Annotated in this window: 24 protein-coding genes, 1 rRNA gene and 2 pseudogenes; 15 read left to right on the top strand and 12 right to left on the bottom strand. The window is 66.5% G+C overall.

Annotation, left to right across the window (positions count from 1 at the left end; all coding sequences use genetic code 11):
- Positions 1 to 71 precede the first annotated feature (71 nt).
- A complete protein-coding gene (locus QT17_RS10085) occupies positions 72 to 518 on the top strand; it encodes a hypothetical protein (protein WP_039459664.1) in 447 nt (148 codons plus the stop codon).
- Here the strand turns inward: QT17_RS10085 and murA are convergent.
- Positions 515 to 1,807, bottom strand: a complete 1,293-nt coding sequence (gene murA, locus QT17_RS10090) for a UDP-N-acetylglucosamine 1-carboxyvinyltransferase (RefSeq protein ID WP_039459665.1) — start codon at positions 1,805 to 1,807, stop codon at positions 515 to 517. The two genes, QT17_RS10085 and murA, sit on opposite strands and share 4 nt — an antisense overlap.
- An 88-nt stretch (positions 1,808 to 1,895) precedes the next feature.
- Here murA and QT17_RS10095 point away from each other — a divergent pair, with 88 nt between their 5' ends.
- Genes QT17_RS10095 through meaB form a run of 4 tightly spaced genes read left to right on the top strand, consistent with a single transcriptional unit; the run spans position 1,896 to position 5,292 of the window.
- The gene (locus tag QT17_RS10095; protein ID WP_039459667.1) at positions 1,896 to 2,117 is read left to right on the top strand and encodes a hypothetical protein; all 222 of its coding nucleotides are present in this window, start codon (positions 1,896 to 1,898) and stop codon (positions 2,115 to 2,117) included.
- A 1-nt stretch (position 2,118) separates the two neighbouring features.
- Positions 2,119 to 3,936 carry a PQQ-binding-like beta-propeller repeat protein gene (locus QT17_RS10100; RefSeq protein ID WP_039459669.1) on the top strand — a complete coding sequence of 606 codons (1,818 nt, stop codon included), beginning with the start codon at positions 2,119 to 2,121 and terminating at the stop codon, positions 3,934 to 3,936.
- 4 nt (positions 3,937 to 3,940) lie between these two features.
- A complete protein-coding gene (locus QT17_RS10105; protein WP_039459670.1) occupies positions 3,941 to 4,315 on the top strand; it encodes a RidA family protein in 375 nt (124 codons plus the stop codon).
- Positions 4,316 to 4,347: 32 nt separating this feature from the next.
- The gene (gene meaB / locus QT17_RS10110) at positions 4,348 to 5,292 is read left to right on the top strand and encodes a methylmalonyl Co-A mutase-associated GTPase MeaB (RefSeq protein WP_039459672.1); all 945 of its coding nucleotides are present in this window, start codon (positions 4,348 to 4,350) and stop codon (positions 5,290 to 5,292) included.
- On the opposite strand, the gene QT17_RS10115 is transcribed toward meaB, so the two are convergent.
- The 4 genes from QT17_RS10115 to QT17_RS10130 form a co-directional block, all read right to left on the bottom strand.
- Positions 5,289 to 5,684, bottom strand: a complete 396-nt coding sequence (locus QT17_RS10115) for an NUDIX hydrolase (protein WP_052155202.1) — start codon at positions 5,682 to 5,684, stop codon at positions 5,289 to 5,291. The genes meaB and QT17_RS10115 overlap by 4 nt on opposite strands.
- A 142-nt stretch (positions 5,685 to 5,826) precedes the next feature.
- Positions 5,827 to 7,349, bottom strand: a 16S ribosomal RNA gene (locus tag QT17_RS10120).
- 104 nt (positions 7,350 to 7,453) lie between these two features.
- On the bottom strand, positions 7,454 to 7,915 hold the full coding sequence (gene nrdR, locus QT17_RS10125) for a transcriptional regulator NrdR (protein WP_039459674.1): 462 nt from the start codon (positions 7,913 to 7,915) through the stop codon (positions 7,454 to 7,456).
- Positions 7,912 to 8,619, bottom strand: a complete 708-nt coding sequence (locus QT17_RS10130) for an SDR family NAD(P)-dependent oxidoreductase (RefSeq protein WP_152607381.1) — start codon at positions 8,617 to 8,619, stop codon at positions 7,912 to 7,914. The genes nrdR and QT17_RS10130 overlap by 4 nt, the downstream gene beginning before the upstream one ends.
- A gap of 28 nt (positions 8,620 to 8,647) precedes the next feature.
- Between QT17_RS10130 and QT17_RS10135 the strand changes: the two genes are divergently transcribed.
- Positions 8,648 to 9,127: a macro domain-containing protein gene (locus tag QT17_RS10135; protein WP_039459675.1), complete on the top strand. Its 480-nt coding sequence runs from the start codon at positions 8,648 to 8,650 to the stop codon at positions 9,125 to 9,127.
- 68 nt (positions 9,128 to 9,195) lie between these two features.
- Here QT17_RS10135 and QT17_RS10140 read toward each other — a convergent pair whose 3' ends face one another.
- Positions 9,196 to 10,053 (bottom strand): putative Ig domain-containing protein, encoded by an 858-nt coding sequence (locus QT17_RS10140; protein WP_039459677.1) that lies wholly within the window; start codon positions 10,051 to 10,053, stop codon positions 9,196 to 9,198.
- Between the two features lie 30 nt (positions 10,054 to 10,083).
- On the opposite strand from QT17_RS10140, the gene dcd reads away from it, so the two are divergent.
- From dcd to trmH, 5 genes are read left to right on the top strand one after another with little or no spacing between them, the layout of a single operon-like run.
- Positions 10,084 to 10,629: a dCTP deaminase gene (gene dcd / locus QT17_RS10145; protein ID WP_039459679.1), complete on the top strand. Its 546-nt coding sequence runs from the start codon at positions 10,084 to 10,086 to the stop codon at positions 10,627 to 10,629.
- 3 nt (positions 10,630 to 10,632) lie between these two features.
- Complete coding sequence (locus QT17_RS10150) at positions 10,633 to 11,235, top strand: peptidylprolyl isomerase (RefSeq protein ID WP_039459681.1); 603 nt, start codon at positions 10,633 to 10,635, stop codon at positions 11,233 to 11,235.
- Positions 11,232 to 12,311, top strand: a complete 1,080-nt coding sequence (locus QT17_RS10155; RefSeq protein ID WP_039459682.1) for an ATP phosphoribosyltransferase regulatory subunit — start codon at positions 11,232 to 11,234, stop codon at positions 12,309 to 12,311. Before QT17_RS10150 ends, QT17_RS10155 begins: the two co-directional genes overlap by 4 nt.
- Positions 12,308 to 12,931 carry an ATP phosphoribosyltransferase gene (gene hisG, locus QT17_RS10160; protein WP_039459684.1) on the top strand — a complete coding sequence of 208 codons (624 nt, stop codon included), beginning with the start codon at positions 12,308 to 12,310 and terminating at the stop codon, positions 12,929 to 12,931. Before QT17_RS10155 ends, hisG begins: the two co-directional genes overlap by 4 nt.
- The gene (trmH, locus tag QT17_RS10165) at positions 12,915 to 13,490 is read left to right on the top strand and encodes a tRNA (guanosine(18)-2'-O)-methyltransferase TrmH (RefSeq protein WP_039459686.1); all 576 of its coding nucleotides are present in this window, start codon (positions 12,915 to 12,917) and stop codon (positions 13,488 to 13,490) included. Before hisG ends, trmH begins: the two co-directional genes overlap by 17 nt.
- Here trmH and QT17_RS10170 read toward each other — a convergent pair.
- Both QT17_RS10170 and QT17_RS10175 read right to left on the bottom strand, forming a co-directional pair.
- Complete coding sequence (locus tag QT17_RS10170) at positions 13,480 to 14,433, bottom strand: branched-chain amino acid transaminase (RefSeq protein WP_039459687.1); 954 nt, start codon at positions 14,431 to 14,433, stop codon at positions 13,480 to 13,482. The two genes, trmH and QT17_RS10170, sit on opposite strands and share 11 nt — an antisense overlap.
- Positions 14,420 to 15,368: pseudogene (locus QT17_RS10175) on the bottom strand (LysR family transcriptional regulator). The gene QT17_RS10170 and the pseudogene QT17_RS10175 overlap by 14 nt, the downstream one beginning before the upstream one ends.
- Before the next feature lie 107 nt (positions 15,369 to 15,475).
- On the opposite strand from QT17_RS10175, the gene QT17_RS10180 reads away from it, so the two are divergent.
- Positions 15,476 to 16,384 carry a manganese catalase family protein gene (locus QT17_RS10180; protein ID WP_039459689.1) on the top strand — a complete coding sequence of 303 codons (909 nt, stop codon included), beginning with the start codon at positions 15,476 to 15,478 and terminating at the stop codon, positions 16,382 to 16,384.
- A gap of 3 nt (positions 16,385 to 16,387) precedes the next feature.
- Here the strand turns inward: QT17_RS10180 and dprA are convergent, their stop codons facing one another.
- Complete coding sequence (gene dprA, locus QT17_RS10185) at positions 16,388 to 17,389, bottom strand: DNA-processing protein DprA (protein WP_039459690.1); 1,002 nt, start codon at positions 17,387 to 17,389, stop codon at positions 16,388 to 16,390.
- Positions 17,390 to 17,471: 82 nt separating this feature from the next.
- On the opposite strand from dprA, the gene era reads away from it, so the two are divergent.
- From era to QT17_RS10200, 3 genes are read left to right on the top strand one after another with little or no spacing between them, the layout of a single operon-like run.
- Positions 17,472 to 18,377 carry a GTPase Era gene (gene era / locus QT17_RS10190; RefSeq protein WP_039459692.1) on the top strand — a complete coding sequence of 302 codons (906 nt, stop codon included), beginning with the start codon at positions 17,472 to 17,474 and terminating at the stop codon, positions 18,375 to 18,377.
- A 44-nt stretch (positions 18,378 to 18,421) separates the two neighbouring features.
- Positions 18,422 to 19,303 (top strand): acyltransferase, encoded by an 882-nt coding sequence (locus QT17_RS10195; RefSeq protein WP_039459693.1) that lies wholly within the window; start codon positions 18,422 to 18,424, stop codon positions 19,301 to 19,303.
- Positions 19,304 to 20,113, top strand: coding sequence for a molybdopterin-synthase adenylyltransferase MoeB (locus QT17_RS10200; RefSeq protein ID WP_039459695.1), 810 nt, complete (start codon positions 19,304 to 19,306; stop codon positions 20,111 to 20,113). It abuts the gene before it with no gap.
- A 39-nt stretch (positions 20,114 to 20,152) separates the two neighbouring features.
- On the opposite strand, the gene QT17_RS10205 is transcribed toward QT17_RS10200, so the two are convergent.
- The 3 genes and pseudogenes from QT17_RS10205 to QT17_RS13895 all read right to left on the bottom strand — a co-directional run.
- A complete protein-coding gene (locus QT17_RS10205; protein WP_039459696.1) occupies positions 20,153 to 21,283 on the bottom strand; it encodes a citrate synthase/methylcitrate synthase in 1,131 nt (376 codons plus the stop codon).
- Between the two features lie 52 nt (positions 21,284 to 21,335).
- Entirely contained in the window at positions 21,336 to 22,481 is a 1,146-nt protein-coding gene (locus QT17_RS10210; protein ID WP_039459698.1) for a class I SAM-dependent rRNA methyltransferase, read from the bottom strand.
- Between the two features lie 252 nt (positions 22,482 to 22,733).
- Positions 22,734 to 23,180 (bottom strand): annotated as a pseudogene (locus QT17_RS13895) (transposase); the annotation flags it as partial.

Genomic DNA, 23,180 nt, shown 5'->3' on the forward strand with positions numbered 1-23,180 from the left:
TCAGTATAGCGCAAAACCTTGCCTTGATAACATCACGCGCAAGATTTATTATAGCTCTAGGAGGTGATGGTATGGACCTCAAAGACCTGGCCCAAGCCCTGCGCCAAGGCCACCCCGAAGGGCTTCCCGGGGAGCGGGACGCCTTGGTGACCCTTCTGGTCCAGCGGGGCTACCCCCACCCCGAGGCGGTGCGCCTGGCCCAAGCCCTCGAGGCCCAAGGCTACGCCCACTTCCTCCCCGGGGCCAAAAGCCGCTGGTTCTTCACGGAAAGGCCTGTGGACCTTCAGGCCCTGATGCAGGCCCTGGACCAGGAGTACCGGGAGTTCGTGGGCGAGGGGGACGAGGAGGAAGAAGCCCTCACCTTCCTCACCGGCAGGCTGGAGGGGGACCGGGCGGTGGCCAAGGAGGTGCTGGAAGCCCTCCGCCTCGCAGGCTACGTGGAGGCTGCCTATAGCCCCGAGCTGGAGCGGAACCGGCTTTTCTTCCGCTTCCCCGAGGCCTTGGGGCTATTGGGCTAGTCCGCCGCCTGGGCCAAAGCCACCTCCGCCACGCCCACCCGGGCCCCCAGGGCCTTCAGGCGCTCCTCCAGGTCCTCGTACCCCCGTTCCAGGAAGTAGACCCCCTCAATCTCGGAAACTCCCTCGGCGCTCAAGGCCGCCACCACCAAGGCGCCGCCGGCGCGGATGTCCAAGGCCTTCACCTGGGCCCCGTGGAGGCGTCGGCCCTGGACCAAAAGCGTCCGGTCCCGCAGGTAAAGCTCCGCTCCCATGCGGGCCAGCTCCCCCACGTGGGTGAAGCGGTCGGGGTAGACGCGGTCGCTCACGGCGCTTTGCCCGGGCACCGTGGCCAAATAGGCGGTCACGATGGGCTGGAGGTCCGTGGGGAAGCCGGGGTACTCCCGGGCCTCCACAAAAAGGGGAAGGGGGTCCTTGGTGGCGGTGAAGTGGATCCAGTCAGGCCCCACCTCCAAGCGGTGCCCCGCCTGGCGGAGCTTGTCCAAAAGGGCGTCCAGGTGGTCGGGGCGCACCTCGCGCAGGGTGATGGCCCCCCGGGTGGCCGCCGCCGCCAGGAGGTAGGTGCCCGCCTCAATGCGGTCGGGGATGATGCGGTACGTCCCCCCGCCCAGGCGCTTGGCACCGCGGACGTGCACCATGGCGCTCCCCAAGCCCTCCACCTTCACCCCCAGCATGCGGAGGAAACGCCCCAGGTCCTCAATCTCCGGCTCCATGGCCGCTTGGACCAAGGTGGCCTCGCCGCCCAAGGCCACGGCCAGCATGGCCTGTTCCGTCCCCCCCACCGTGGGTAGGTCAAAGACCACCCGCCCGGAAAGGGGGCGGACGCGCCGGGCGTAGAAGGTCCCCTCCTCCTCCACCACCTCGGCCCCCAAGGCCCGGAGGGCCTTCACGTGCTGGTCCACGGGGCGGGCGCCGAAGGCGCACCCCCCGGGCAGGGAGATGCGCCCCTCCCCCACCCGGGCCAAAAGGGCCCCCCAAACGATGAAGCTGGCCCGCATCTGCCCCACCAGCTCGTAGGGGGCGTGGGTGTTGCGGATCTCGGGGGTGTGGAGGTGGAGGGTGCGCCCTTCCCACTGGTAATGGGTCCCCAGGTGGGCCAGGAGCTCCAGCATCACCTCCACGTCCCGAAGCCGCGGCACCTCCACCAAGGTGATGGGCTCCGGGGTGAGGAGGCTTGCCGCCAGGATGGGCAAGGCGGCGTTCTTGGCCGGGTAGACGCGAAGCTCGCCGGACAGGGGAGAGCCCCCTTCAATCCGCAGGATCTTGCTCCGCCCCGAGTCCGTGAGCATCATACTCACCTTACTCACCGTGAGGATATACAGGAAGGTGTGCATTGTCAAGGCCATGCGGTTTTTGCTACACTACCCGCCAAGGAGCGGTATGCCCAAGAAGGAGAAAAAGCGGCTGCAGGTGGTCATCTCCGAGGAGCAGGACGCCCTCCTCACCCGGGCGGCCTACGCCCTCTCCAGCCCCGAGCGGCTGGTGTCCAAGTCGGAGGTGGTGCGCCTGGCCATCGCCAAAATTGTCCAGGAACTGGAAGAGGGCAAGGAGGAATTGGCCGAGCTCTTGAAGCGCTTGGAGCCCGAGGAAGAAACCCCCTAAAATGACCCGGATGCTCCTGGCCGGGCGGTACCGCCTCGAGGCCCCCCTGGGCTCCGGGGGCATGGCCGAGGTGTGGCAAGCGGTGGACGAGCGCCTGGGGCGGAAAGTGGCGGTGAAGCTCCTCCACCCCAGGGCCCTGCCCCCTGAGCGGGAGCGGTTCCTTTTGGAGGTCCGGGCCCTTTCCCGCCTCTTCCATCCCGGCATCGTCCAGGTCCTGGACCTGGGGGAGGAGGAGGGGCGGCCCTATTTCGTCATGGAGCTGGTGGAGGGGGGCACCTTTGACCGCCTGGGCCCGTTTGAGGAGGGACCGGAAGGGGACAGGATCCTCCTGGCGGCAGCCCAGGTCATGGAAGCCTTGGCCCACCTCCACGCCCAAGGCATCCTCCACCGGGACCTGACCCCCAAGAACATCCTCCTCACCAAGGAAGGCCACCCCAAGGTGATGGACTTCGGCCTGGCCTACCTGCTCCAGGAAAGCCGCCACCTGACCCGCACGGGCTACACCCTGGGCACCCCCACCTACATGGCCCCGGAGCAAGCCAAGGGTCTCCCCCTCACCCCCAAAGCCGACCTCTACAGCCTGGGAGCGGTCCTCTACCGCACCCTCACCGGCCGCCCTCCCTTTGAGGGGGAAAACGACCAAGCGGTCCTCTACCAGCATGTGTACGAGGAGCCAAGGCCCCCGGAAGCCCTGAACCCCGCCATCCCCAAGGGAGTGGGGCAGGCGGTGCTGGGGCTTCTGGCCAAGCACCCCGAGGAGCGCCCCGCCCACCCCGACCTCTTCTATAGCGCCCTAAGGGAGTTCCAGGCCCTGCGCCTTTCCACCCCCCGGGCGGGGGCGGGCCGCTCTGGCCACTACCCCCTGGCCCCGGACCCCAGACGGCTCGCCCTCAAGGGCAAGGTGGACCTGGGGGGAGAGGCGGCCTGGCCCGGGGAGATAGTCTACGCCGGGGGGCGGGTGTACCTGGGGGTGGGCCGGGGTTGGGTGGAGGTGGACCTCCTTAGCGGGGAGGTGCGCCGGGAGGCCCTGCCCGAGGAGGCCACCGCCCCCCCGGTGGTGCGGGGCGGGGTGTATGTGGGAAGCTTTGACGGCAAGGTGCGGCGTTTCCGCGGCCGCCACCTGGAGTGGAGCGTGGAAACCGGGGCGGAGGTCACCGCCGCTCCCTTGGTCTTGGGAGAGCGGGTCTACGTGGCGAGCCGCGACGGCACCCTGTACGCCTTCCACAAGGACGCTCCCCTCTTCCGCTTCCGGGCCGGGGGGCACCTCTCCGCAAGCCCCACCTTTTACCGGGGGCTCCTCTTCGTGGGCTCGGAGGACGGGTGGCTCTACGCCCTGGACCCGGAAACGGGCGTCCTTCGCTACAAGGTGCGCACCGGGTCCATCCACGCCCCCGTGGCCGCGGGGCGGGGGCTGCTTTTCATCCCCACCTGGGAAGGGGAGGTCTACGCCTTTGACCCCTTGAGCCGGGAAACCCTTTGGAACGCCGCGGTGGAGGGCGAGATATGGGGCGGGCTTGCCCTGGACGGGGAGCGGGTCTATGTGGCCGCATGGGATGGGGTCCTTCGGGCCCTGGACGCCGCCACGGGGGAGGAGGTGTGGAGCCTGGAGGTGGGCAAGGTAACGGCGGGGCTCTCCTACGCCTCGGGGCACGTTTTCGCCGCCACGGAGGAGGGCCGCTTCCTGGCGGTGGACCGGCGGGGCCAGGTGGTCTTTGAGGCCACGGGCCTGGGGGCGGTGCAGGTGCCCCCCTTGCCCCTGCCGGGAGAGGTGCTGGTGGCGAGCCTTTCGGGCAAACTCTACCGCTTCGCCGTAGGATAGGGGCATGGAAGCCGTTCAGACCGAAAAAGCCCCCCAGGCCATCGGCCCCTATAGCCAAGCGGTGCGGGCCGGAGGGCTCGTCTTCGTTTCCGGCCAGATCCCCCTGACCCCGGAGGGCGCCGTGGTGGAGGGGGACATCCGCCAGCAGGCCGAGCGGGTGATGGAAAACCTCAAGGCCATCCTCGAGGCGGCGGGCTCCGGGCTGGACCGGGTAGTGCAGACCACCTGCTTCTTGGCGGACATGGAGGACTTTCCCGGCTTCAATGAGGTCTACGCCCGCTACTTCTCCCCTCCCTACCCCGCCCGGGCCACGGTGGCGGTCAAGGCCCTGCCCCGAGGGGTGCGGGTGGAGGTGGCCTGCGTGGCCCTGGCGGAATGATACGCTCCTGCAAAAAAGCGTAGAATAGCCCTATGGCGCAGGAAGCCCACCTGGAGGAGCTGGAAAGCCGCTTTCGGGCGGGGGACGTGCGGGCTTTGGCCCGGGCCCTCACCTTGGTGGAAGCCGGCCACCCCCTGGGCCAGGCTCTCCTCAAGCGGGTGCGGGGCCAAGGAAGGGCCAAGGTGGTGGGCATCACCGGAAGCCCAGGGGCGGGGAAGAGTACCCTCACGGACCGCCTCATCCTCGAGGCCCGCAAGCAGGGCGAAAGGGTGGGGGTGCTGGCGGTGGACCCCAGCAGCCCCTTCACCGGGGGGGCCATACTGGGCGACCGGATCCGCATGATGCGCCACCACCAAGACCCCGGGGTCTACATCCGCTCCCTGGCTTCCCGGGGCGCCCTAGGAGGGCTTGCCGGGGCCACGGTGGCGGCCTTGGCCCTCCTGGAAGCCTTCGGCTTTGACCGCATCTTCGTGGAAACCGTGGGGGTGGGCCAAAGCGAGGTGGACATCGCCCGGGTGGCGGACACCACCCTCCTCGTCCTCACCCCCGCGGCGGGGGATGCGGTGCAGGCCTTCAAGGCGGGGGTTATGGAGATCGCCGACCTCTTCGCCGTGAACAAGTTTGACCTGCCGGGCGGGGAGCGCCTCATCCAGGAGCTGAAAAGCGCCCTAGAGCTCTCGCCCCCAAGGCCTGGGGGTTGGCGCCCCCCCATCTACCCCACGGTGGCGGCCACAGGGGAGGGGGTAGAGGCGCTTTTTGAGGGGCTGGAAGCCCACCACCGCCACCTCGAGGCCCACGGCCTCCTGGAGGGCCACCGCCTGGAGCGGGCCCGGTTTGAGGTGGAAAGCGTCATCCAGGAATGGGGCCGCCGCCGCACCCAACAGGCCGGGGAACTGGTCCGGCGCGTGGCCCAAGGCGAGGTCTCCCCAGAGGAAGCCGCTTTCACCCTGCTCAACCCCAGCGCCCAGCCCGCTTAACCCCGCCTGTACCGCATAAGGGCCTTGCGGAGCATGTCCCGCTCGTTGGGGTAGGAAAGCCGGTTTAAGGCCTCAGCCACCGGCAAGAAGTAGGCCGCCTCCACCTCGGAAAGCTGGGGTCTGGGCTCCCCGCCCCGGTAGGCCATGAGGAAGTAGTGCACCTCCTTGCTCACCGTCACCGGGACCTCCCCGTCCTTCACCGTGAAGTAGTAGCGCACCTTGCCCACGGGAGAGAGTACCGCCGCCTCTACCCCGGTCTCCTCCCGCACCTCCCGCACGGCGGTCTCAGGGTAACGCTCTCCCGGCTCCACCTGGCCTTTGGGCAAGGTGACCACCCTCCCCCCTTTCAGGGACACCACCAGGACCTCGGGCGGGTCCCCACGGAGGACCACCCCCCCGGCGGAACCACCCGCTTCCTGGCTGCCCGCACCTGACGCTTCCTGCGCAAGACTCCGCTCCTCGGCAATAAAAAAGGGCGCCCGAAGGCGCCCCCAAGGATCCAAAAGGGGAGAGCAGAGGCCTTAAGCTCCTTAGAAAGGAGGTGATCCAGCCGCACCTTCCGGTACAGCTACCTTGTTACGACTTCGCCCCAGTCACGGGCCCTACCCTCGGCGCCTGCCCTCAGGCTCCCGGCGACTTCGGGTAGAACCCGCTCCCATGGCGTGACGGGCGGTGTGTACAAGGCCCGGGAACGTATTCACCGCGGCATGGCTGATCCGCGATTACTAGCGATTCCGGCTTCATGGGGTCGGGTTGCAGACCCCAATCCGAACTACGCCCACCTTTCCGCGATTCGCTCCCCGTCACCAGGTCGCAACGCTCTGTAGTGGGCATTGTAGCACGTGTGTCGCCCAGGCCGTAAGGGCCATGATGACCAGACGTCGTCCCCGCCTTCCTCCTGCTTTCGCAGGCAGTCCCGTTAGAGTGCCCGGCTTCACCCGCTGGCAACTAACGGCAGGGGTTGCGCTCGTTGCGGGACTTAACCCAACATCTCACGACACGAGCTGACGACGGCCATGCAGCACCTGTGCTAGGGCTCCCCTCGCAGGGCACCCCACCCTTTCAGGTAGGTCCCCTAGCATGTCAAGGCCTGGTAAGGTTCTTCGCGTTGCTTCGAATTAAACCACATGCTCCACCGCTTGTGCGGGCCCCCGTCAATTCCTTTGAGTTTCAGCCTTGCGGCCGTACTCCCCAGGCGGCGCGCTTAACGCGTTGGCTTCGGCCCCCAGAAAACCCAGAGACCTAGCGCGCATCGTTTAGGGCGTGGACTACCCGGGTATCTAATCCGGTTTGCTCCCCACGCTTTCGCGCCTCAGCGTCACGAACGAGCCAGGTGGCTGCCTTCGCCATCGGCGTTCCTCCCGGTATCTGCGCATTTCACCGCTACTCCGGGAATTCCACCACCCCCTCCCGCCGTCTAGCCTGAGCGTATCCCACGCTCCCCCACGGTTGAGCCGTGGTCTTTCACATGGGACGCCCCAAGCCGCCTACACGCCCTTTACGCCCAGTAAATCCGGGTAACGCTCGCGCCCTCCGTATTACCGCGGCTGCTGGCACGGAGTTGGCCGGCGCTATTACCTGGGTACCGTCATCCCCCTCATCAGGGCTTTCGTCCCCAGTTCAGGAGTTTACACCCCGAAGGGCTTCCTCCTCCAAGCGGCGTCGCTCCGTCAGGCTTGCGCCCATTGCGGAAGATTCCTAACTGCTGCCTCCCGTAGGAGTGGGGCCCGTGTCTCAGTGCCCCTGTGGCCGGCCATCCTCTCAGACCGGCTACCCGTCGTCGCCTTGGTGGGCCTTTACCCCACCAACTAGCTGATGGGACGCGGGCCCATCCGGAAGCAGACCCCTCGGCCCTTTAATCATGCCCCACAGGACATGACCACATGCGGGATTAGCCCGAGTTTCCCCGGGTTGTCCCACACTTCCGGGTAGGTCACCCACGCGTTACTCACCCGTCCGCCGCTGACCACAGAGTAAAACCCCGTGGCCCGCCCGACTTGCATGTCTTAGGCACGCCGCCAGCGTTCACCCTGAGCCAGGATCAAACTCTCCACAAAAAAGACGCCATGATGGCGTTAGATGCGTGTTTGCGTTGACCTCTGCTCTCCCCTTTTCAAGATCCCCCTGCTTGGGCTTCGCCCGCGCAGCAAAAGCTATGCTATCAACCTCCTTCCTTCTTGTCAACACCCTCTAGCCGGCGGATCTCCTCAATGAAGCGCTCCACGGAGTCAAACTCCCGGTAGACGGAGGCGAAGCGGATGTAGGCCACGTGGTCTAGGTCGCGCAAAAAGGCCATGGCCTTGAGGCCGATCTCCTCCGAGGTGATCTCCGGGCCCGCCACCTGGTCTTCAAAGGTGTAGGCGAAGCGCCGCAGGGCCTCCTGGTCCACGGGCCGCTTTTCGCAGGCCAAGAGGAGCCCCCGGAGGAGCTTGTCCGGGTTGAAGGGCTCCTTGCGCCCATCCCGCTTGACCACCATCAAGGGCTCCAGCTGCGTGCGCTCGTAGGTGGTGAAGCGGCGGCCACAAGCGGGGCACTCCCTGCGGCGGCGGATGGCCGCCCCCTCGTCGGAGGGGCGAGAGTCCACCACCCGGGTGTCGGGATGGCCGCAGTACGGGCACTTCATGGGACTTCCCGCAGGAGCTCGTAGACCTCGGGCGGAGCGGGGGGCTCGGGAAGCTGCACCTCCAGCACCACCCCCCGGATGCCCTCCGAAACCATGGAGCCGAGGCCCAAGGCGGCCCGCACCAGGGCCTGGTCGTACGCCTCCCCCACGGGATCGCGGGAAGGCACCACCCCGTTCACCCGCACCCCGGGGAAGGTGCGGCTCGCCCCCTCAATGAGCCCTTCCACCGCCTTGCGCACGGAAAGGGTGTGGGGCTCAATCCGGGCCGCGGGCGGCAGGACCAAGGTGACGAAGCCGCCCCCCGCCAGGTGGCGGAGGCCGTGCTGCAGGACGTACAAGCTACTCTTCACGTCCTGGCTCATGAGGTCGTACCACTCCCCTTCCAGGAGTTCCACGAAGGGAGTCTTGCTTTCGGCGGTGGTGACGTGGACGATGCCGTCCAGGAGGCCAAAGAGCTCCTCCACCTTCTCAAAGGTGCTGGTCACGTCCAAGACCACGCTCATATCCCCGCGGATGGGGATGGCGGTGGCCCCCAAGGCCTCCACCTCGGAGGCCACGGAGGTGGCCAGCTCCACGTCCGGGTCCACGGCGATGACCGTGGCCCCGTTGCGCCCGTAGCCGTGGGCGATGGCCCGCCCGAAGCCCCGGCCGGCCCCGGTCACCATGACGATCCGCCCCTCGAGGCCCAGAAGATCCCGTGACATCAGGCCCATTGTAAGGGAAAATAAGGGCATGGCCCGAATCCGCGTGGCCCAAGGGGACATCACCGAGTTCCGGGGGGACGCCATCGTCAACGCCGCCAACAACTACCTGAGACTGGGGGCGGGGGTGGCGGGGGCCATCTTGCGCAAGGGGGGGCCCTCCATCCAGGAGGAGTGCGACCGGATTGGCAAGATCCGGGTGGGGGAAGCGGCGGTCACGGGGGCGGGAAGCCTGCCCGTGCGCCATGTGATCCACGCCGCCGTCTTAGGGGACGAGCCGGCGAGCCTGGAGACGGTACGCCAAGCCACCCGAAGCGCCTTGGAGAAGGCGGTGGCGCTGGGCCTGAAAACCGTGGCCTTCCCCCTCTTGGGCACAGGGGTAGGCGGGCTTCCCGTGGCGGAGGTGGCCCGGGTGATGCTGGAAGAGATCAAGCGGGCGCCGGACACCCTCGAGGTCACCCTCTACGGCTACCGGGAAGAGGACGCCGAGGCCATCCGCCGGGCCCTTTAACAAGACCCCCGGCTCGCTTTCCCCCGCTCGGGCCACCCCCTCATGGAAGTGGGGGGGCGCCACCCCCTTTACGGTGCCTTCTCCTCCCCTTCCGGGCTGGCGGGAGCCTGTTTGGAAAAGTACCCCTCGCCCAGGGCCTTTAGGTCCTCGCCATCCACCTTGCCGTCCCCGTTTACATCCCCCTTGAGCCCCTGGCCCTCCTTGCCCAGGTTCTGCGCCACCTCCCAAAGCGAGGCGAAGGGCTTGCCCCGAGGCAGGGCCTGGCCCACGGGCTTCCCCTCCTTGTCGTAGAGGACCACCTTGGGGGAAAGCCGGGGGGTGAGGGGCTTTGCGGGGGTGAGGAGGAGGCGGAAGACCTCCTGGTCCTTCACGGGCTTGGCGAAGGCCATATCCAGGCGGAGGAGGCCCGTCCCCGGGTCGTAGTCCAGAAGGTGGGCGGGGCTCGCCGCCTTCAGGCTTTCCAAGGCGGGGGTGAGGTCCTTTAGGGGAAGCTCCAGTTGAAAGCCCACCGCCTCCCGCACCTCCACCCGGGCCAGGAGGAGGAAGGGGGCCTCCACCTGGGCCTGGGGGGCCACCAAGGTGAGCCTGGGGGGTGGCGGATCGGAAACGCTGAGGGTGAGCTTTTGGGCCCGGCTGTTCTTGGCCCCGTCCTCCACGGTGAGGATGAGGGGGAACTGGCCCTTCTCCTTGGGCACGCCGCCAAGCCGCCCCCCCTGGAAGGTGAGGCCCTGGGGGAGCTTGCCCTCCAGGCTGAAGGTGTAGGGCCTCACCCCCCCTTCGGCGCTGAAGGTGGCGCTGTAGGGCTCGCCCAGGTAGGCGGGAGGCAAGGAGGTGGCGGTGAGGCGGAGGGCCTCGAGGCCCGTCCCCGTGGGGTCTTGGGTGCCGCAGGCGGCCAAGAGGATGAGAAGGGCCCAGGCCTTGCGCATAAGGAAAGTCTAGCCGCTATAGTTGAAGGCATGATTAAGCCGGACTGGTGGATCCGGGAGATGGCCAAAAAGGGAATGATTGAGCCCTTTGAGGAAAGGCTCGTGCGGGAAGGGGTCATAAGCTACGGCCTTTCCTCCTTCGGCTACGACCTGAGGGCCGCCCCGGAGTGGAAGATCTTCACCAACGTCTTCTCCACGGTGGTGGACCCCAAGGGGTTTGACGAGCGGAGCTTCGTGGAGTACGAGGGGGAGGAAGTCATCATCCCCCCCAACTCCTTCGCCCTCACCCGAAGCATAGAGTACATCCGCATGCCCGAGAACGTGATCGCCATCGCCCTGGGCAAGAGCACCTACGCCCGCTGCGGCATCGTGGCCAACGTCACCCCCTTGGAGCCTGGCTGGGAAGGGCACGTGACCTTGGAAATCTCCAACACCACCCCCCTTCCCGCCAAGGTCTACGCCGGGGAAGGGATTGTGCAGATCGTCTTCCTGGAAGGCCCAAGGCCCGAGGTGACCTACAAGGACCGCAAGGGGAAGTACCAGGGGCAAAAGGGCATCACCCTGCCCCGGGTGTAGGCTATGGGGGTGCGCATCCTCCTTTTACTCCTCGCTTTCCTTAGCGCCTGCAAGGGTGAGAGCATGAAACCCCTTCCCTACCTTTCGGAAAAACCGGTGCGTTCCTTCCAAGCCCCCGAGCCGGTGCTGGAACCCGGCAAGGACTACTACGCCCGCTTGAAGACCACCAAGGGGGAAATCCTCCTAGACCTCCTGGAAAAAGAGGCGCCCAACACGGTGAACTCCTTCGTCTTCCTGGCCCTCCACCGCTACTTTGACGGGGTGGTCTGGCACCGGGTCATCCCCGGGTTCGTGGCCCAGACCGGGGACCCCACGGGCACGGGCCGGGGTGGGCCTGGCTACACCTTCGGCCTGGAGATCGCCCCGGGCCTAGCCTTTGACCGGGAGGGCATGGTGGGCATGGCCCGCACCCAAGACCCCAACTCCAACGGGAGCCAGTTCTTCATCACCTTGGCCCCCACCCCCCACCTCACGGGCCAGTACACCCTCTTCGCCAAAGTGGTGGAGGGGATGGAGGTGGTGCGCCGCCTCGCCTCCACAGAGGGCCCGGGAGCAGGAGGGGAGCGGGACCAGATCCTGGGCGTGGAAATCCTTGTGAAGGAATGATCCCCGAGGGCACCCGCTTCCTCCTCCCCCCCGAGGCCAGGCTGAAGGCCGAGCTCCAGGGGCGGCTTCAGGCGCTCTTCCTGCGCCACGGGTACGAGCCCGTGGAGCTTCCCGCCCTGGAGGTCTACGACCCCCACCACCCCCTGGCGGCACGGGCCTTCAAGCTGGTGGACAAGACGGGGGAGGTCTTGGCCCTAAGGAGCGAGTTCACCACCCTTTTGGCCAAGCTCCTAAGGCCCCACCTGGGGGAGGGGGTCCACCGCTTCCAGTACGCCGGAGCCCTGTGGCTTCGGGAAGGGGACGCGGAGCTGGGGCGGCTTCGCGAGTACACCCAGGTGGGGCTAGAGCTCATCGGCGTCACGGGGCCCAAGGCGGACGCGGAGGTGTTGCACCTGGCCTTCGCCGCCCTCGAGGCCTTGGGCATAGAAGGGGTGGTGGAGGTGGGGCTTCCGAGCCTGGTGGGCGAGGTGCTCCGGGCCTCGGGACTGCCGCCAGGGGCCAAGAAGGCGGCGCAGGCAGCCATCCACCGCAAGAACCTCCCCGAGCTCACCGCCCTCCTCGCCCGCCACCCGGTGCCGGAGGAGATCAAAAAGGCGCTTCTGGCCCTCCCCGACCTCTACGGGGAGCCCGAGGTCCTCCAGGAGGCCCAAGCCCTCCCCCTTCCCCCGCGGGCCCAGGCGGCCTTGGCGGGGCTGGAAGCCACCTTGGCCCTTCTGGATAGGCCCGTCCTCCTGGACCTGGGCATGGCCCGGCGCTACGAGTACTACTCGGGCATCTTCTTCCGGGCCTACACCCCGAGCTTCGGCCTCCCCCTTTTGGGAGGCGGGCGGTACGACGGGGCCCTTTTGCCCCAGGCGGCGGGCTTCGCCCTGGGGGTGGAACGGGTCTTGGAGGCGCTCAAGCCCCCCCAGGTGGAAGCGCCCCCCGAGGTCTTGGCCCTGGACCTCAAAGCCCTCCGCCGCTTCGCCCGGGAAAAGCGGGTGGAGCTTTTCCACGGGGACAACCCCGTGGCCTACGCTAAAGCCAAGGGCATCCCCTTCCTGGCGGAAGGGGAACGCATCTGGGAGGTGCCGTGAAGCGCTACGCCCTCACCGTGGCCCTGCCCAAGGGGCGGATGTTCCAGGAAGCCTACGAGGCCCTGCGGCGAGCGGGCCTTCCCCTTCCCCCCATCCGGGACGCCCGGGCCCTCCTCCACGGGGAAGAAGGCGGCGTGGCCCTTCTGGAACTCCGCAACAAGGATGTGCCCGTCTACGTGGACCTAGGCATCGCCGAGATTGGGGTGGTGGGGAAGGACATCCTCCTGGACTCGGGGCGGGACCTCTACGAGCCCGTGGACCTGGGGTTTGGCGCCTGCCGTCTTTCCCTCATCCGGCGCCCCGGGGACACCTCCCCCATCCGCCGCATCGCCACCAAGTACCCGAGCTTCACCGCCCGGCTCCTGCGGGAGCGGGGCTGGGTGGCGGACGTGGTGGAGCTTACCGGCAACATTGAGCTGGCCGCGGTCACGGGCCTGGCGGACGCCGTGGTGGACGTGGTGCAGACTGGGGCCACCCTAAAGGCGGCGGGGCTTGTGGAGGTGGAGGTCCTGGCCCACTCCACCGCCCGGCTCGTGGTGAACCGCCAGTCCCTGAAGCTCAAGCGCTCGCTTATAAAGCCCCTGATCGCTAAGCTTAGAGAGCGTGACGGAGGCCCGTAGAAGGCGCATAGAAGAAGTCCTCAAGCGGCGGCAACCCGACCTCACGGTGCTCCTGGAAAACGTGCACAAGCCCCACAACCTCTCCGCCATCCTCCGCTCCTGCGACGCCGTGGGGGTGCTGGAGGCCCATGCGGTGAACCCCACGGGGGGCGTGCCCACCTTCAACGAAACCAGCGGGGGAAGCCACAAGTGGGTCTACCTCCGGGTCCACCCGGACATCCAAACGGCTTTCCGCTTCCTCCGGGAGCGGGGCTTTAGCGTCTACGCCACCGCCCTAAGGGAGGACGCCCAGGACTTCCGGGAGGTGGACTACACCAAGCCCACCGCCATCCTCCTGGGGGCGGAGAAGTGGGGGGTTTCCGAGGAGGCCCTGGCCTTGGCGGACGGGGCCATCCAGATCCCCATGTTCGGCATGGTGCAGAGCCTCAACGTGAGCGTGGCTGGGGCGGTCATCCTCTTTGAGGCGCAACGGCAACGCCTAAAGGCGGGGCTATACGAGAAGCCCCGCCTAGACTCCGAGCTTTACGAGAGGGTGCTCCAGGATTGGCTCAGGAAGTGACGTAGGTGAGCCACCCCTCGTACTCCGGCCGCCTCCCCGTGACCGCCTCCAAGTAAACCTCCCGCAGGCGCAGGGCGATGGGGCCCGCCGTGCCGGAGCCGATGGGCCGCCAGTCAATCATGGACACCGGGGTCACCTCGGCGGCGGTGCCGGTCATGAAGACCTCGTCCGCCATGTAGAGCTGGTCGCGGGTGGCCCGCACCACCTGCACCTCGTAGCCCAGGTCCTTGGCGATGCGGATCACCGAGTCCCGGGTGATGCCCTCGAGGTTCACCGAGTGCTCCAAGGCGTAGATAACCCCGTCCCGCACGAAGAAGAGGTTCTCGCCGCTCCCCTCGGCCACGTAGCCCTCCTCGTCCAGCAAAAGGGCCTCGTCGGCCCCCGCGGCCACCGCCTCCATCTTGGCCAAGGCGGAGTTCACGTAGTTGCCCCCCACCTTGGCCTTGCCTGGCATCACGTTGGCGGGGAAGCGGGCCCAGGAGCTGGTGATGAGCTTAGCCCCTTTGCGCACCGCCTCCTCCCCCAAATAGGCCCCCCACTCCCAGGCGGCCACCATAACCTCCGCCGGGTTGTTGGGCAGGGGGTTCACCCCGAGGGCCTTGGCCCCCATCCAGGCTAGGGGGCGGATGTAGCAGCTTTTGTAGCCGTTTTTCCGCACCACCTCCCTGATGGCCTCCTCCAGCTCCTCGGGGGTGAAGGGGATTTCCATGCGGAGCACCTTGGCGGAGTTATAAAAGCGCCGCACATGCTCCTTTAGGCGGAAAATGGCGGGGCCTTTGGGGGTTTCATAGGCCCGGATGCCCTCAAAGACACTGGTCCCGTAGTGCAAGGCGTGGCTTAGAACGCTGGTCTTGGCCTCCTCTTGGGGTACCAAAGCCCCGTTCATCCAGATAAGCCCGGCTTTGATGTGCACGTCCCCGCCTTTGGCCTCAGGCTTGGTCATGGCGAACCTCCGCCCCCATCATAACGCCTTCTTCCTTCGGGGAAAAAAGGCGTAGCGCGGGGAAGACCTCTTGGGCCTCCTGCGCCAGGGCTTGGGCCACAGGGGCCTTGAGGCTTCCTTCCCGCAGAAGGAGGTACACCGTGCGCCCCGCCCCCGGGGGCAGAAGGGGCCTCAGGTGGACCCGCTTCTCTGGAGGTAACGTCCAAAGGGCCACCTCTGGTAGAAGGGTAAGCCCGCCCACCTCCTCCACCAAGCGGACCAGGGTTTCCAAATCCCCGCTTTGGAACTCCACCGCCCGCTTGGACAGGCTAGGGCGGCACACGGAGAGTACCTGGTCCCGGAAACAAAAACCCTCGGAAAGAATCCAGGTATCCTCCAAGGGGATCTCCAAGGGGTGCAAGGCCTCCCTGGCGTAAAGGGGGTGGCGCGGCGAAACATAGCCAAAAAGCTTTCGGAAAAAATGGGCAGGGCTTGGAGGCCCGGCGCCCGTTCTTCGGTACCCACCAGCCCTGCATCCAACCGCCCTTCCAGAATGCCCGCCACAATCCCCGGGTGAGCTCCTCCCGGATGGAAAAGGTCAGGCCGGTACCGCGCCACCCACCGGGAAGGAGCCGAGGAAGGAGATAGGGGGCTAAGGTGGGGATGACGCCCACGCGAAAGGGACCTTGGAACACCCCTTCCTGGCCTCGAGCCAGGGCTACAAGGCGCTCCACCTCCTCCAGCACCCGCCGCGCCTGAGCCACCACCGCCTGCCCCACCTCCGTGGGCGATCCCTTCCTGCGGTCAAAAAGCCGCACCCCTAAAGCCTCTTCCAGCTTGCGGATCTGCACGCTTAAAGCGGGTTGGGTGAGGTACACGCGTTCCGCCGCCCGAGTGAAGCTTCCCTCCTCGGCCAAGACCACCAAGTAGCGCAACTGATCCAAGGTGGGTCCCATAGCAATATTTTATGGTAAGAGGAACCATAATCTATTGGACTTATAGATCCCGCCCGTCTAAGGTGGAAAGTGCCAGGCGGGAAAACCCCCTGGCAAAGGAGGTGGGTATGTTTCTGAGGATAGATCGGTTGCAGATTGAGTTGCCCATGCCCAAGGAGCAGGACCCCAACGCCGCCGCGGCGGTGCAGGCCCTTCTGGGCGGGCGGTTCGGGGAGATGTCCACCCTGATGAACTACATGTACCAGTCCTTCAACTTCCGGGGGAAGAAGGCGCTCAAGCCCTACTACGACCTCATCGCCAACATCGCCACGGAGGAGCTCGGGCACATTGAGCTCGTCTCCGCCACCATCAACAGCCTCCTGGCCAAGAACCCCGGCAAGGACCTGGAGGAAGGGGTGGACCCCGTAAGCGCCCCCTTGGGCTTCGCCAAGGATGCCCGCAACGCCGCCCACTTCATCGCCGGGGGGGCCAACACCCTGGTGATGGGGGCCATGGGCGAGCACTGGAACGGGGAGTACGTCTTCACCAGCGGCAACCTCATCCTGGACCTTCTGCACAACTTCTTCCTGGAGGTGGCGGCCCGCACCCACAAGCTCCGGGTCTACGAGATGACGGACAACCCTGTGGCCCGGGAGATGATCGGCTACCTCCTGGTGCGGGGCGGGGTCCACGCCGCCGCCTACGGCAAGGCCCTGGAAACCCTCACCGGGGTGGAGATGACCAAGATGCTCCCCATCCCCCGCCTAGAGAACAGCAAGATCCCCGAGGCCAAGAAGTACATGGACCTGGGCTTCCACCGCAACCTCTACCGCTTTAGCCCCTCCGATTACCAAGACCTGGGCCTCATCTGGAAGGGCGCCTCCCCCGAGGACGGAACCGAGGTGGTGGTGGTGGACGGCCCCCCCACGGGCGGCCCGGTGTTTGACGCCGGCCACGATGCCGCGGAGTTCGCCCCCGAGTTCCACCCGGGTGAGCTCTACGAGATCGCCAAGAAGCTCTACGAGAAGGCAAAGTAAGGCTTAGCCTGGCCCGTAGCGCCCGCCCGGCAGGGCCCGGGCCAGGCCTTTTAGCTCTAGTAGGGTGAGGAGGGAAAGCACCCGCTCCGCAGGCATCCCCAAGGCCTGGGCCAGGTCCTCAGGAAGGGCTTCCCCCTGGCGGAGAAGGACGCAAAGGGCCTCCTCCTCCGGGGAAAGCCCGGGGGGAGCCTTGGGCTTTGGGGCGAAACCCAGGTAGGAGAGAACGTCCTCGGCGGAAAGCACCGGGTACGCCCCGTCCTGGATGAGGCGGTTGGCGCCCAAGGAAGCGTCGTCCGTGGGGCGGCCTGGCACCGCCATCACCTCCTTGCCCAGTTCCAGGGCGTAGCGGGCGGTGATGAGGGCCCCGGAGTCCAGAGGGGCTTCCACCACCAAAACCGCCCGGGCAAGCCCGGCGATGAGGCGGTTCCGCCGGGGGAAGAACTCCGGCTTCGGCCCCGTTCCCAATGGAAACTCGGAAACCAGGTCCATACGCCCCGCCAAGGCGCGGTGTTCCGGGGGATAAACCCGGTCCAAGGCGCTCCCCAAAACCCCTAGGGTCCGCCCGCCCCCTTCCAAGGCCCCCAGGTGGGCCTCCCGGTCCACGCCCCGGGCGAGGCCCGAAACCACCCATACCCCCGCCTCGGCCAGCTCCCGGGCGAGCCTCCGGGTGAAGCCCAAGGCCCAGGCCGAGGCCCGGCGGGTGCCCACCACGGCCACCGCCTTTTCCTCCTCAGGAATCTCCCCCTGGAGGTAGAGGTGGGTGGGAGGCTGGGGAAGCCGCTTTAGGCCTTCGGGAAACCCTTCTTCCCAGAGGCCAAGGATGCGCACCCCCAGGGCCTCCGCCCGCCTTCGTTCCCCTTTTGCCCGCCCTTCTGCCTCCCGGTAAAGGGCCGCCGCTTGGGGAAAGCGCTCCCGCAGAAAGCCAAGGGGGTCTTCCTGGGCCAGCACTTCCAAAAGCCGCTTGGGCCCAATCCCGGGAAGGAAGGCCAAGGCCAAGGGGTCCACGGCCTGGAGTATACTGGAAAGCCTAGAAGGTCCGGCTTCCGCCCCTTGAGGGCAATCCCAGGGAGCCGGGATCACCTGAACCATGAGCGAGAAGACCTATTCCGGATTTGTGGCCATCGTGGGTAAGCCCAATGTGGGCAAGTCCACCCTGCTCAACAACCTCCTGGGGGTCAAGGTGGCCCCCATCAGCCCCAAGCCCCAAACCACGAGGAAGCGCCTTCGGGGCATCCTCACGGAGGGGAAGCGGCAGATCGTCTTCGTGGACACCCCCGGCCTGCACAAGCCCATGGACGCCCTGGGGGAGTTCATGGACCAGGAGGTCTACGAGGCCTTGGCGGACGTGAACGCCGTGGTCTGGGTGGTGGACCTGCGCCACCCCCCCACCCCGGAGGACGAGCTGGTGGCCAAGGCCCTCAAGTCCCTGGCGGGCAAGGTGCCCATCCTCCTGGTGGGGAACAAGCTGGACGCCGCCAAGTACCCCGAGGAAGCCCTAAAGGCCTACCACGCCCTCCTGCCCGAGGCTGAGCCCCGGACGCTTTCCGCTTTGGACGAAAGGCAGGTGGCGGAGCTCAAGGCGGAGCTTTTGGCCCTTTTACCCGAAGGTCCTTTCTTTTACCCGGAGGACTTCGCCAAAAGCGACCAGGAGTTTGGAGAATGGGTGGCGGAGATCATCCGGGAAGAAGCCATGAAGCGGCTTTGGCACGAGGTGCCCTACGCCATCGCCGTGAAGACGGAGGAGGTGGCGGAGCGAGAGAACGGGGTGCTCTACATCAAGGCGCTCCTCTATGTGGAGCGCCCCTCGCAAAAGGGCATCGTCATCGGGGAAGGGGGAAGGAAGCTCAAGGAGATCGGCCAGGCGGCGAGGAAGCAGCTGGAGGTTTTCCTGAACCGGAAGGTGTATCTGGACCTCGAGGTCAAGGTCTACCCCGACTGGCGCAAGGACCCCGAGGCCCTGAGGGAGCTGGGCTACCGCTCCTCCGTAGGGTGAGCCCAGGGGTTTTCCCTGGGGCAAGGGAGGGTTAGCATAACCCTATGCCTTGGCTCCTTCCCCGCGAAATCGCCCCCCTGCACGAAAAGGCTCTGGAGCGCTATTTGGGAAGCCTAACGGAACGCCTTTCCGACCCCAACGTGGACCGGAGCGTCCTGGTGCGGGAGGAACTCGCCCGCCTCCTCTACGGTCAGCCCTACGCCGAGCTCCTGGAGACAAACCCCTTGGCCGCCTTAGGGCTGGACCCAGAGGGGATCACCTTTGAGGCGGAGTACTACGCCGCCACCGACCTAGAGAAGTTTCGCAAGGTGAAGCCCCTCCTTTGGTTCTGGAAGGTGCTGGACCTCACTCCCCTCGGCCAGTCCGTCCACTCCGGGGTGGCCATCAGGCGGGCCCTAGCTCCTTTCATCTTCAAGCGGGTGGGGAAAAACCCCAAGTTCTTCCAGAACGTGGAGTTCTCCGTGGGCTACAACCTGGAACTCGGGGATGACGTGGTGGTCCACCGCTATGTCCTTTTGGACGACATCGGGGGAATCAAGATCGGCGACAGAACCTCCCTTTCAGACTACGTGAATGTCTACAGCCACACCCACCACGTCCTGGCCTCGCCCGACGTGACGCTCAAGGAGACCATCATCGGCGCCGGGGTGCGCATCACCTACCACGCCACCATCCTGGCCGGGGTGCGCATCGGGGACGACGCCATGGTGGGCACGGGGGCCGTGGTCACCCGAGACGTTCCACCCCACGCCATCGCCTTGGGCATCCCCGCCCGCCCCGTGCGCTACAAGGTGCGCCACGACTGCCCCTACTGCCGCAAGGGGGAGCCCCACCCCTCGGACCTCATCCCGAAGCTCCCCGACCGCAAGGGCAACCCCGACTACCCCGACTTCCTTCCCCCCGGCTTCGGCACCCGGGAGGCCTAGATGTGGACCAAGGAGGAGCTGGACCGCTACCACCGGCAGATGATCCTGCCCCAGGTGGGTCCCGAGGGGCAGGCGCGACTTAAGGAGGCCTCCGTGGCCGTGGTGGGGGCCGGGGGGCTGGGGGTGCCGGTCCTCCAGTACCTGGTGGCGGCGGGGGTGGGCCGGGTGGGGATCGTGGAGATGGACCGGGTGGAGCTCTCCAACCTCCACCGCCAGGTCCTCTACGCCACGGAGGATGTGGGCAAGCCCAAGGCCCTGGCGGCCAAGGAACGCCTCCTAGCCCTAAACCCCTTGGTACGGATTGAGGCCCACCCGGTCCGCCTCACCTCGGAAAACGCCCTGGAGATCCTGAAGGACTACGAGGTCTTGGTGGACGCCTCGGACAACTTCCCCACCCGCTACCTGGTGAACGACGCCGCCGTCCTGCTGGGAAAGCCCCTGGTCTTCGGGGCCGTTTACCAGTTTGACGGCCAGGTGGCGGTCTTCCATCACCCCACGGCGGAGGGCGAGATGGGCCCCTGCTACCGTTGCCTCTTTCCTAAACCCCCGCCTCCCGGCTCCGTGCCCTCCTGCGCCGAGGCCGGGGTGTTCGGGGTACTGCCGGGCGTGGTGGGGGCGCTCATGGCGGCGGAGGTCCTAAAGATCCTCTTGGGCCTCGGCAAGCCCCTTGCGGGCTCCCTCCTCCTCTACGACGCCCTGGAGGTTGGCTTCCGCAAGCTTAAGGTGCGCCGCAACCCCACCTGCCCCGTGTGCGGGGACCACCCCACGCAACGGGAACTCATTGACTACGAGGTCTTCTGCGGCCTGTAAAAAGGGCTTGGGGCCTAACGCCCCAAGCCCGCAAAAACCTCAGCGCTCCTCCAAGGGAATATAGGGCCTATCCAACTCGCCGATGTACTTGGCGTCGGGGCGCAGGAGGCGGTTGTCCAGTTCCTTGTACTCCAGGATGTGCCCCACCCAACCCGAGATGCGGGCCACGGCGAAGATGGGGGTGAAGAACTCCAGGCCAAAGCCCAGGTCAGAGTAGACCACCCCCGAGTAGAAGTCCACGTTGGGGTAGATGCCCCGGGGGTTTAGGACCTTCCCCGCTTCTTCCTCCACGATCTTGAGGATCTGGTACTCCTGGGAGTGGCCGTGCTTTTCCGCCACCAACCGGGCTAAGCGTTCCAGGACCCCGGCCCGCGGATCAAAGGCCTTGTAAACCCGGTGGCCCATGCCCATGATGCGCTCCTTCTTGGCCAGCTTCTCCTGGACCCACTCCCGGGCCCTTTCCGGGGTACCGATCTCCCGGATCATCTTCATCACCGCCTCGTTGGCCCCGCCATGCCGGGGACCCTTCAGGGAAGCCACGGCGGCGGTGATGGCGGAGTAGAGGTCGGTTTCCGTGGAAAAGGCGGCGATGGCGGTGAAGGTGCTGGCGTTGAAGCCGTGCTCCGCGTGCAGGATGAGAGCGGCGTCCATGAGCCGCTCCTGCTCGGGGGAGGGCTCCACCCCGTTCGCCATGTAGAGGAAGTTGGCGGCGTGGGAGAGGTCCTCCCGGGGCGGGATGGGCTCTTTACCTTCCTTAAGCCGCTTGTTGGCGGCCACGATGGTGGCGAACTTGGCGATGAGGTCCAGCCCCTTTTGGTACAAGGCCTCCTTGGAGATATCCCCCTCCGTGGGGTCCAGCATCCCCAGCTCGGACACGGCGGTGCGCAGGAAGCTCATGGGATGGGCGGAGGTGGGGTAGCGGCGGAAGGAGAAGAGGAGGTGCTCCGGCAAGCCCCGGCGGGAAGCCAAGTCCCGCTTGAACGCCTCCAGCTCTTCTCGCTTGGGAAGTCTGCCGTGGAGGAGGAGAAATGTGGTTTCCTCAAAGGTGCTCTTCTCGGCGAGCTCCTGGATGGGGATGCCGTAGTAGTAAAGCTTTCCCGCCTCCCCGTCAATGAAGCACATCCGGCTTTCCGTGAACAGGACACCTTCTAGACCCCGTGCTACTTCCATACTGGCCTCCTTTTCCGCACCCCCAGGGTGCTTCGCCTTCCATCATACCCCCTTAAAGGGCGTCTTCCTGCAGGATGAGCGTCTTGAGGTAGAGGCTTTCCGGCACATGGAGGCTCCAGGGGTGGTCCTTGGGCTGGTAGGTGACGGCGTGCACCCGCAGGCGCAGGCCCAGGTCCCCGGCCGCGCGGCGGGCCACCTCCAGGAGGTCCTCTACCTTGAGGTAGTAGCTGCAGGCGGAAAGCCAAAGGTAGCCCCCGGGGGCGAGGAGCCGTAAGGCCTCCCGGGTGAGGTCCACCAGGTGGCGCTTCATGGCGGGGAGCTCCTCCGGGCGCTTCACCAGGGTGGGCGGGTCCAGGAGGACGTGATGGAAGGACCCCTGCAGGCCCCGCAGGACCTCGAGGGCCTCCCCAGCCCGGATATCCACCCGTAGCCCCGCCCGTAGGGCCGCCCGGTCCAAGACGGAAAGGGCCTGTAGGTCCTTGTCCACCGCCAGGGCGTAGGCTCCTTTGCGGGCCGCCCGAAGGGCGAAGCCCCCCACGTAGCTGAACACGTCCAGCACCCGCTCCCCCGGCCGCACCATGGCCTCAAAGAGGCGGCGGTTTTCCCGCTGGTCCAGGTAAAAACCGGTCTTTTGGGCTAGGGCCAGGGGGATGGAAAAGAGGAGGCCATCCTCCTCCACCTCCAAGACCTCGGGCACCTCCCCGTAGACCACCCCCACCCGCTCCGGGAGGCCCTCCTGCCGCCTGTTCTCCACGTCGCTCCGCTCGTAGACCCCCTTGGGGAGGGTGGCCTCGAGGAGGGCCGGGAACCACACCTCCCTTAAGGCCTCCATCCCTCGGACGCGCACCTGGAGGACCAAAACCTCGCCAAAGCGGTCCACCACCAGCCCCGGAAGCCCGTCCGCCTCCCCGTGGACGAGGCGAAGGAAGGTCCCAAGCCCCTCCCGCTTCGCTAGGGCCTTTTGGAAGCGAGCAAGGAAGAAGCGCCGGTCCAAGGGCCCCGGGTCAAAGCGGAAGGCGCGGAAGGGGGCTTTGGAGCGGGGATCATAGTACCCCACTGCCAGGAAGCTCCCGTCCTGGGCCACCGCCTCCGCCACCCCTGCCCCGGGGGGAGCCTCTTGGATCTCGTCCCGGTAGAGGTTGGGGTAGAAGTTCTTGAGCTTCCGCTCCTTGCCTGGCCGGACCACCACCCGCAGCACGGCCTAAGAATAGCATTTACCCAAGTTGCCACCTATTTTCTGCCTTGGGATGCAAAAATAGAGGCCGCTAGGCTCAGAGAAACGATAGCGGCCTTCTGCATTCTCCTTCGTGTGCTACCTCAAATCCCCCACCCCCGCCATCCTGAGAAGGATCCGGCTCCGGATGAGGTTGTGGGCTAAGGTCACGCGATAGCGTACCTTGCGGATGAGGTTCACCCGCGCCAAAAGACCCCGTCAGGGGAACACCTTGGAAAACAGGCCTCTCTCGTTCATCACCGCCACCAAGCCCGCGAAGGCGCCCAAGGGCCCCACCCCCGCGGCGGACTCGGGAAGGGAGAAGCGGTGGACGCGGTGGCCGTGGGCTAAGGGGATGGGTTTGAGGTCCACCACCTGGGTCACGGGCGAAGCCCCTAGCTTGCGCAAGCCTTCTCCCCCGGCCAGGGTTTGGGCGAGGTGGGCCAAAAGGGAACGCGCGTTTTTGAGCACCCGGTGGAAGCGGGAGAGGTGGGGGAGAGAGGGGAAGTAAGCGCGGAGGGTGACCTTAGCGGCGAGGTAGCCTTTGGCGAGGTCTTGGCCCTGAAGGAGGATGAAGAGGGCGAGGGTGAGGAGTTCGGCCAGGGTGGCCTTTTGATGTTTCTGCCTCTTGGGGAGTTTGATGCCTTGGGCTTGGAGGGCCTTTAAGGCGTCGTCTACCCAGCG

It is taken from the genome of Thermus sp. 2.9, from assembly GCF_000794385.1.
Classification (GTDB): domain Bacteria; phylum Deinococcota; class Deinococci; order Deinococcales; family Thermaceae; genus Thermus; species Thermus thalpophilus.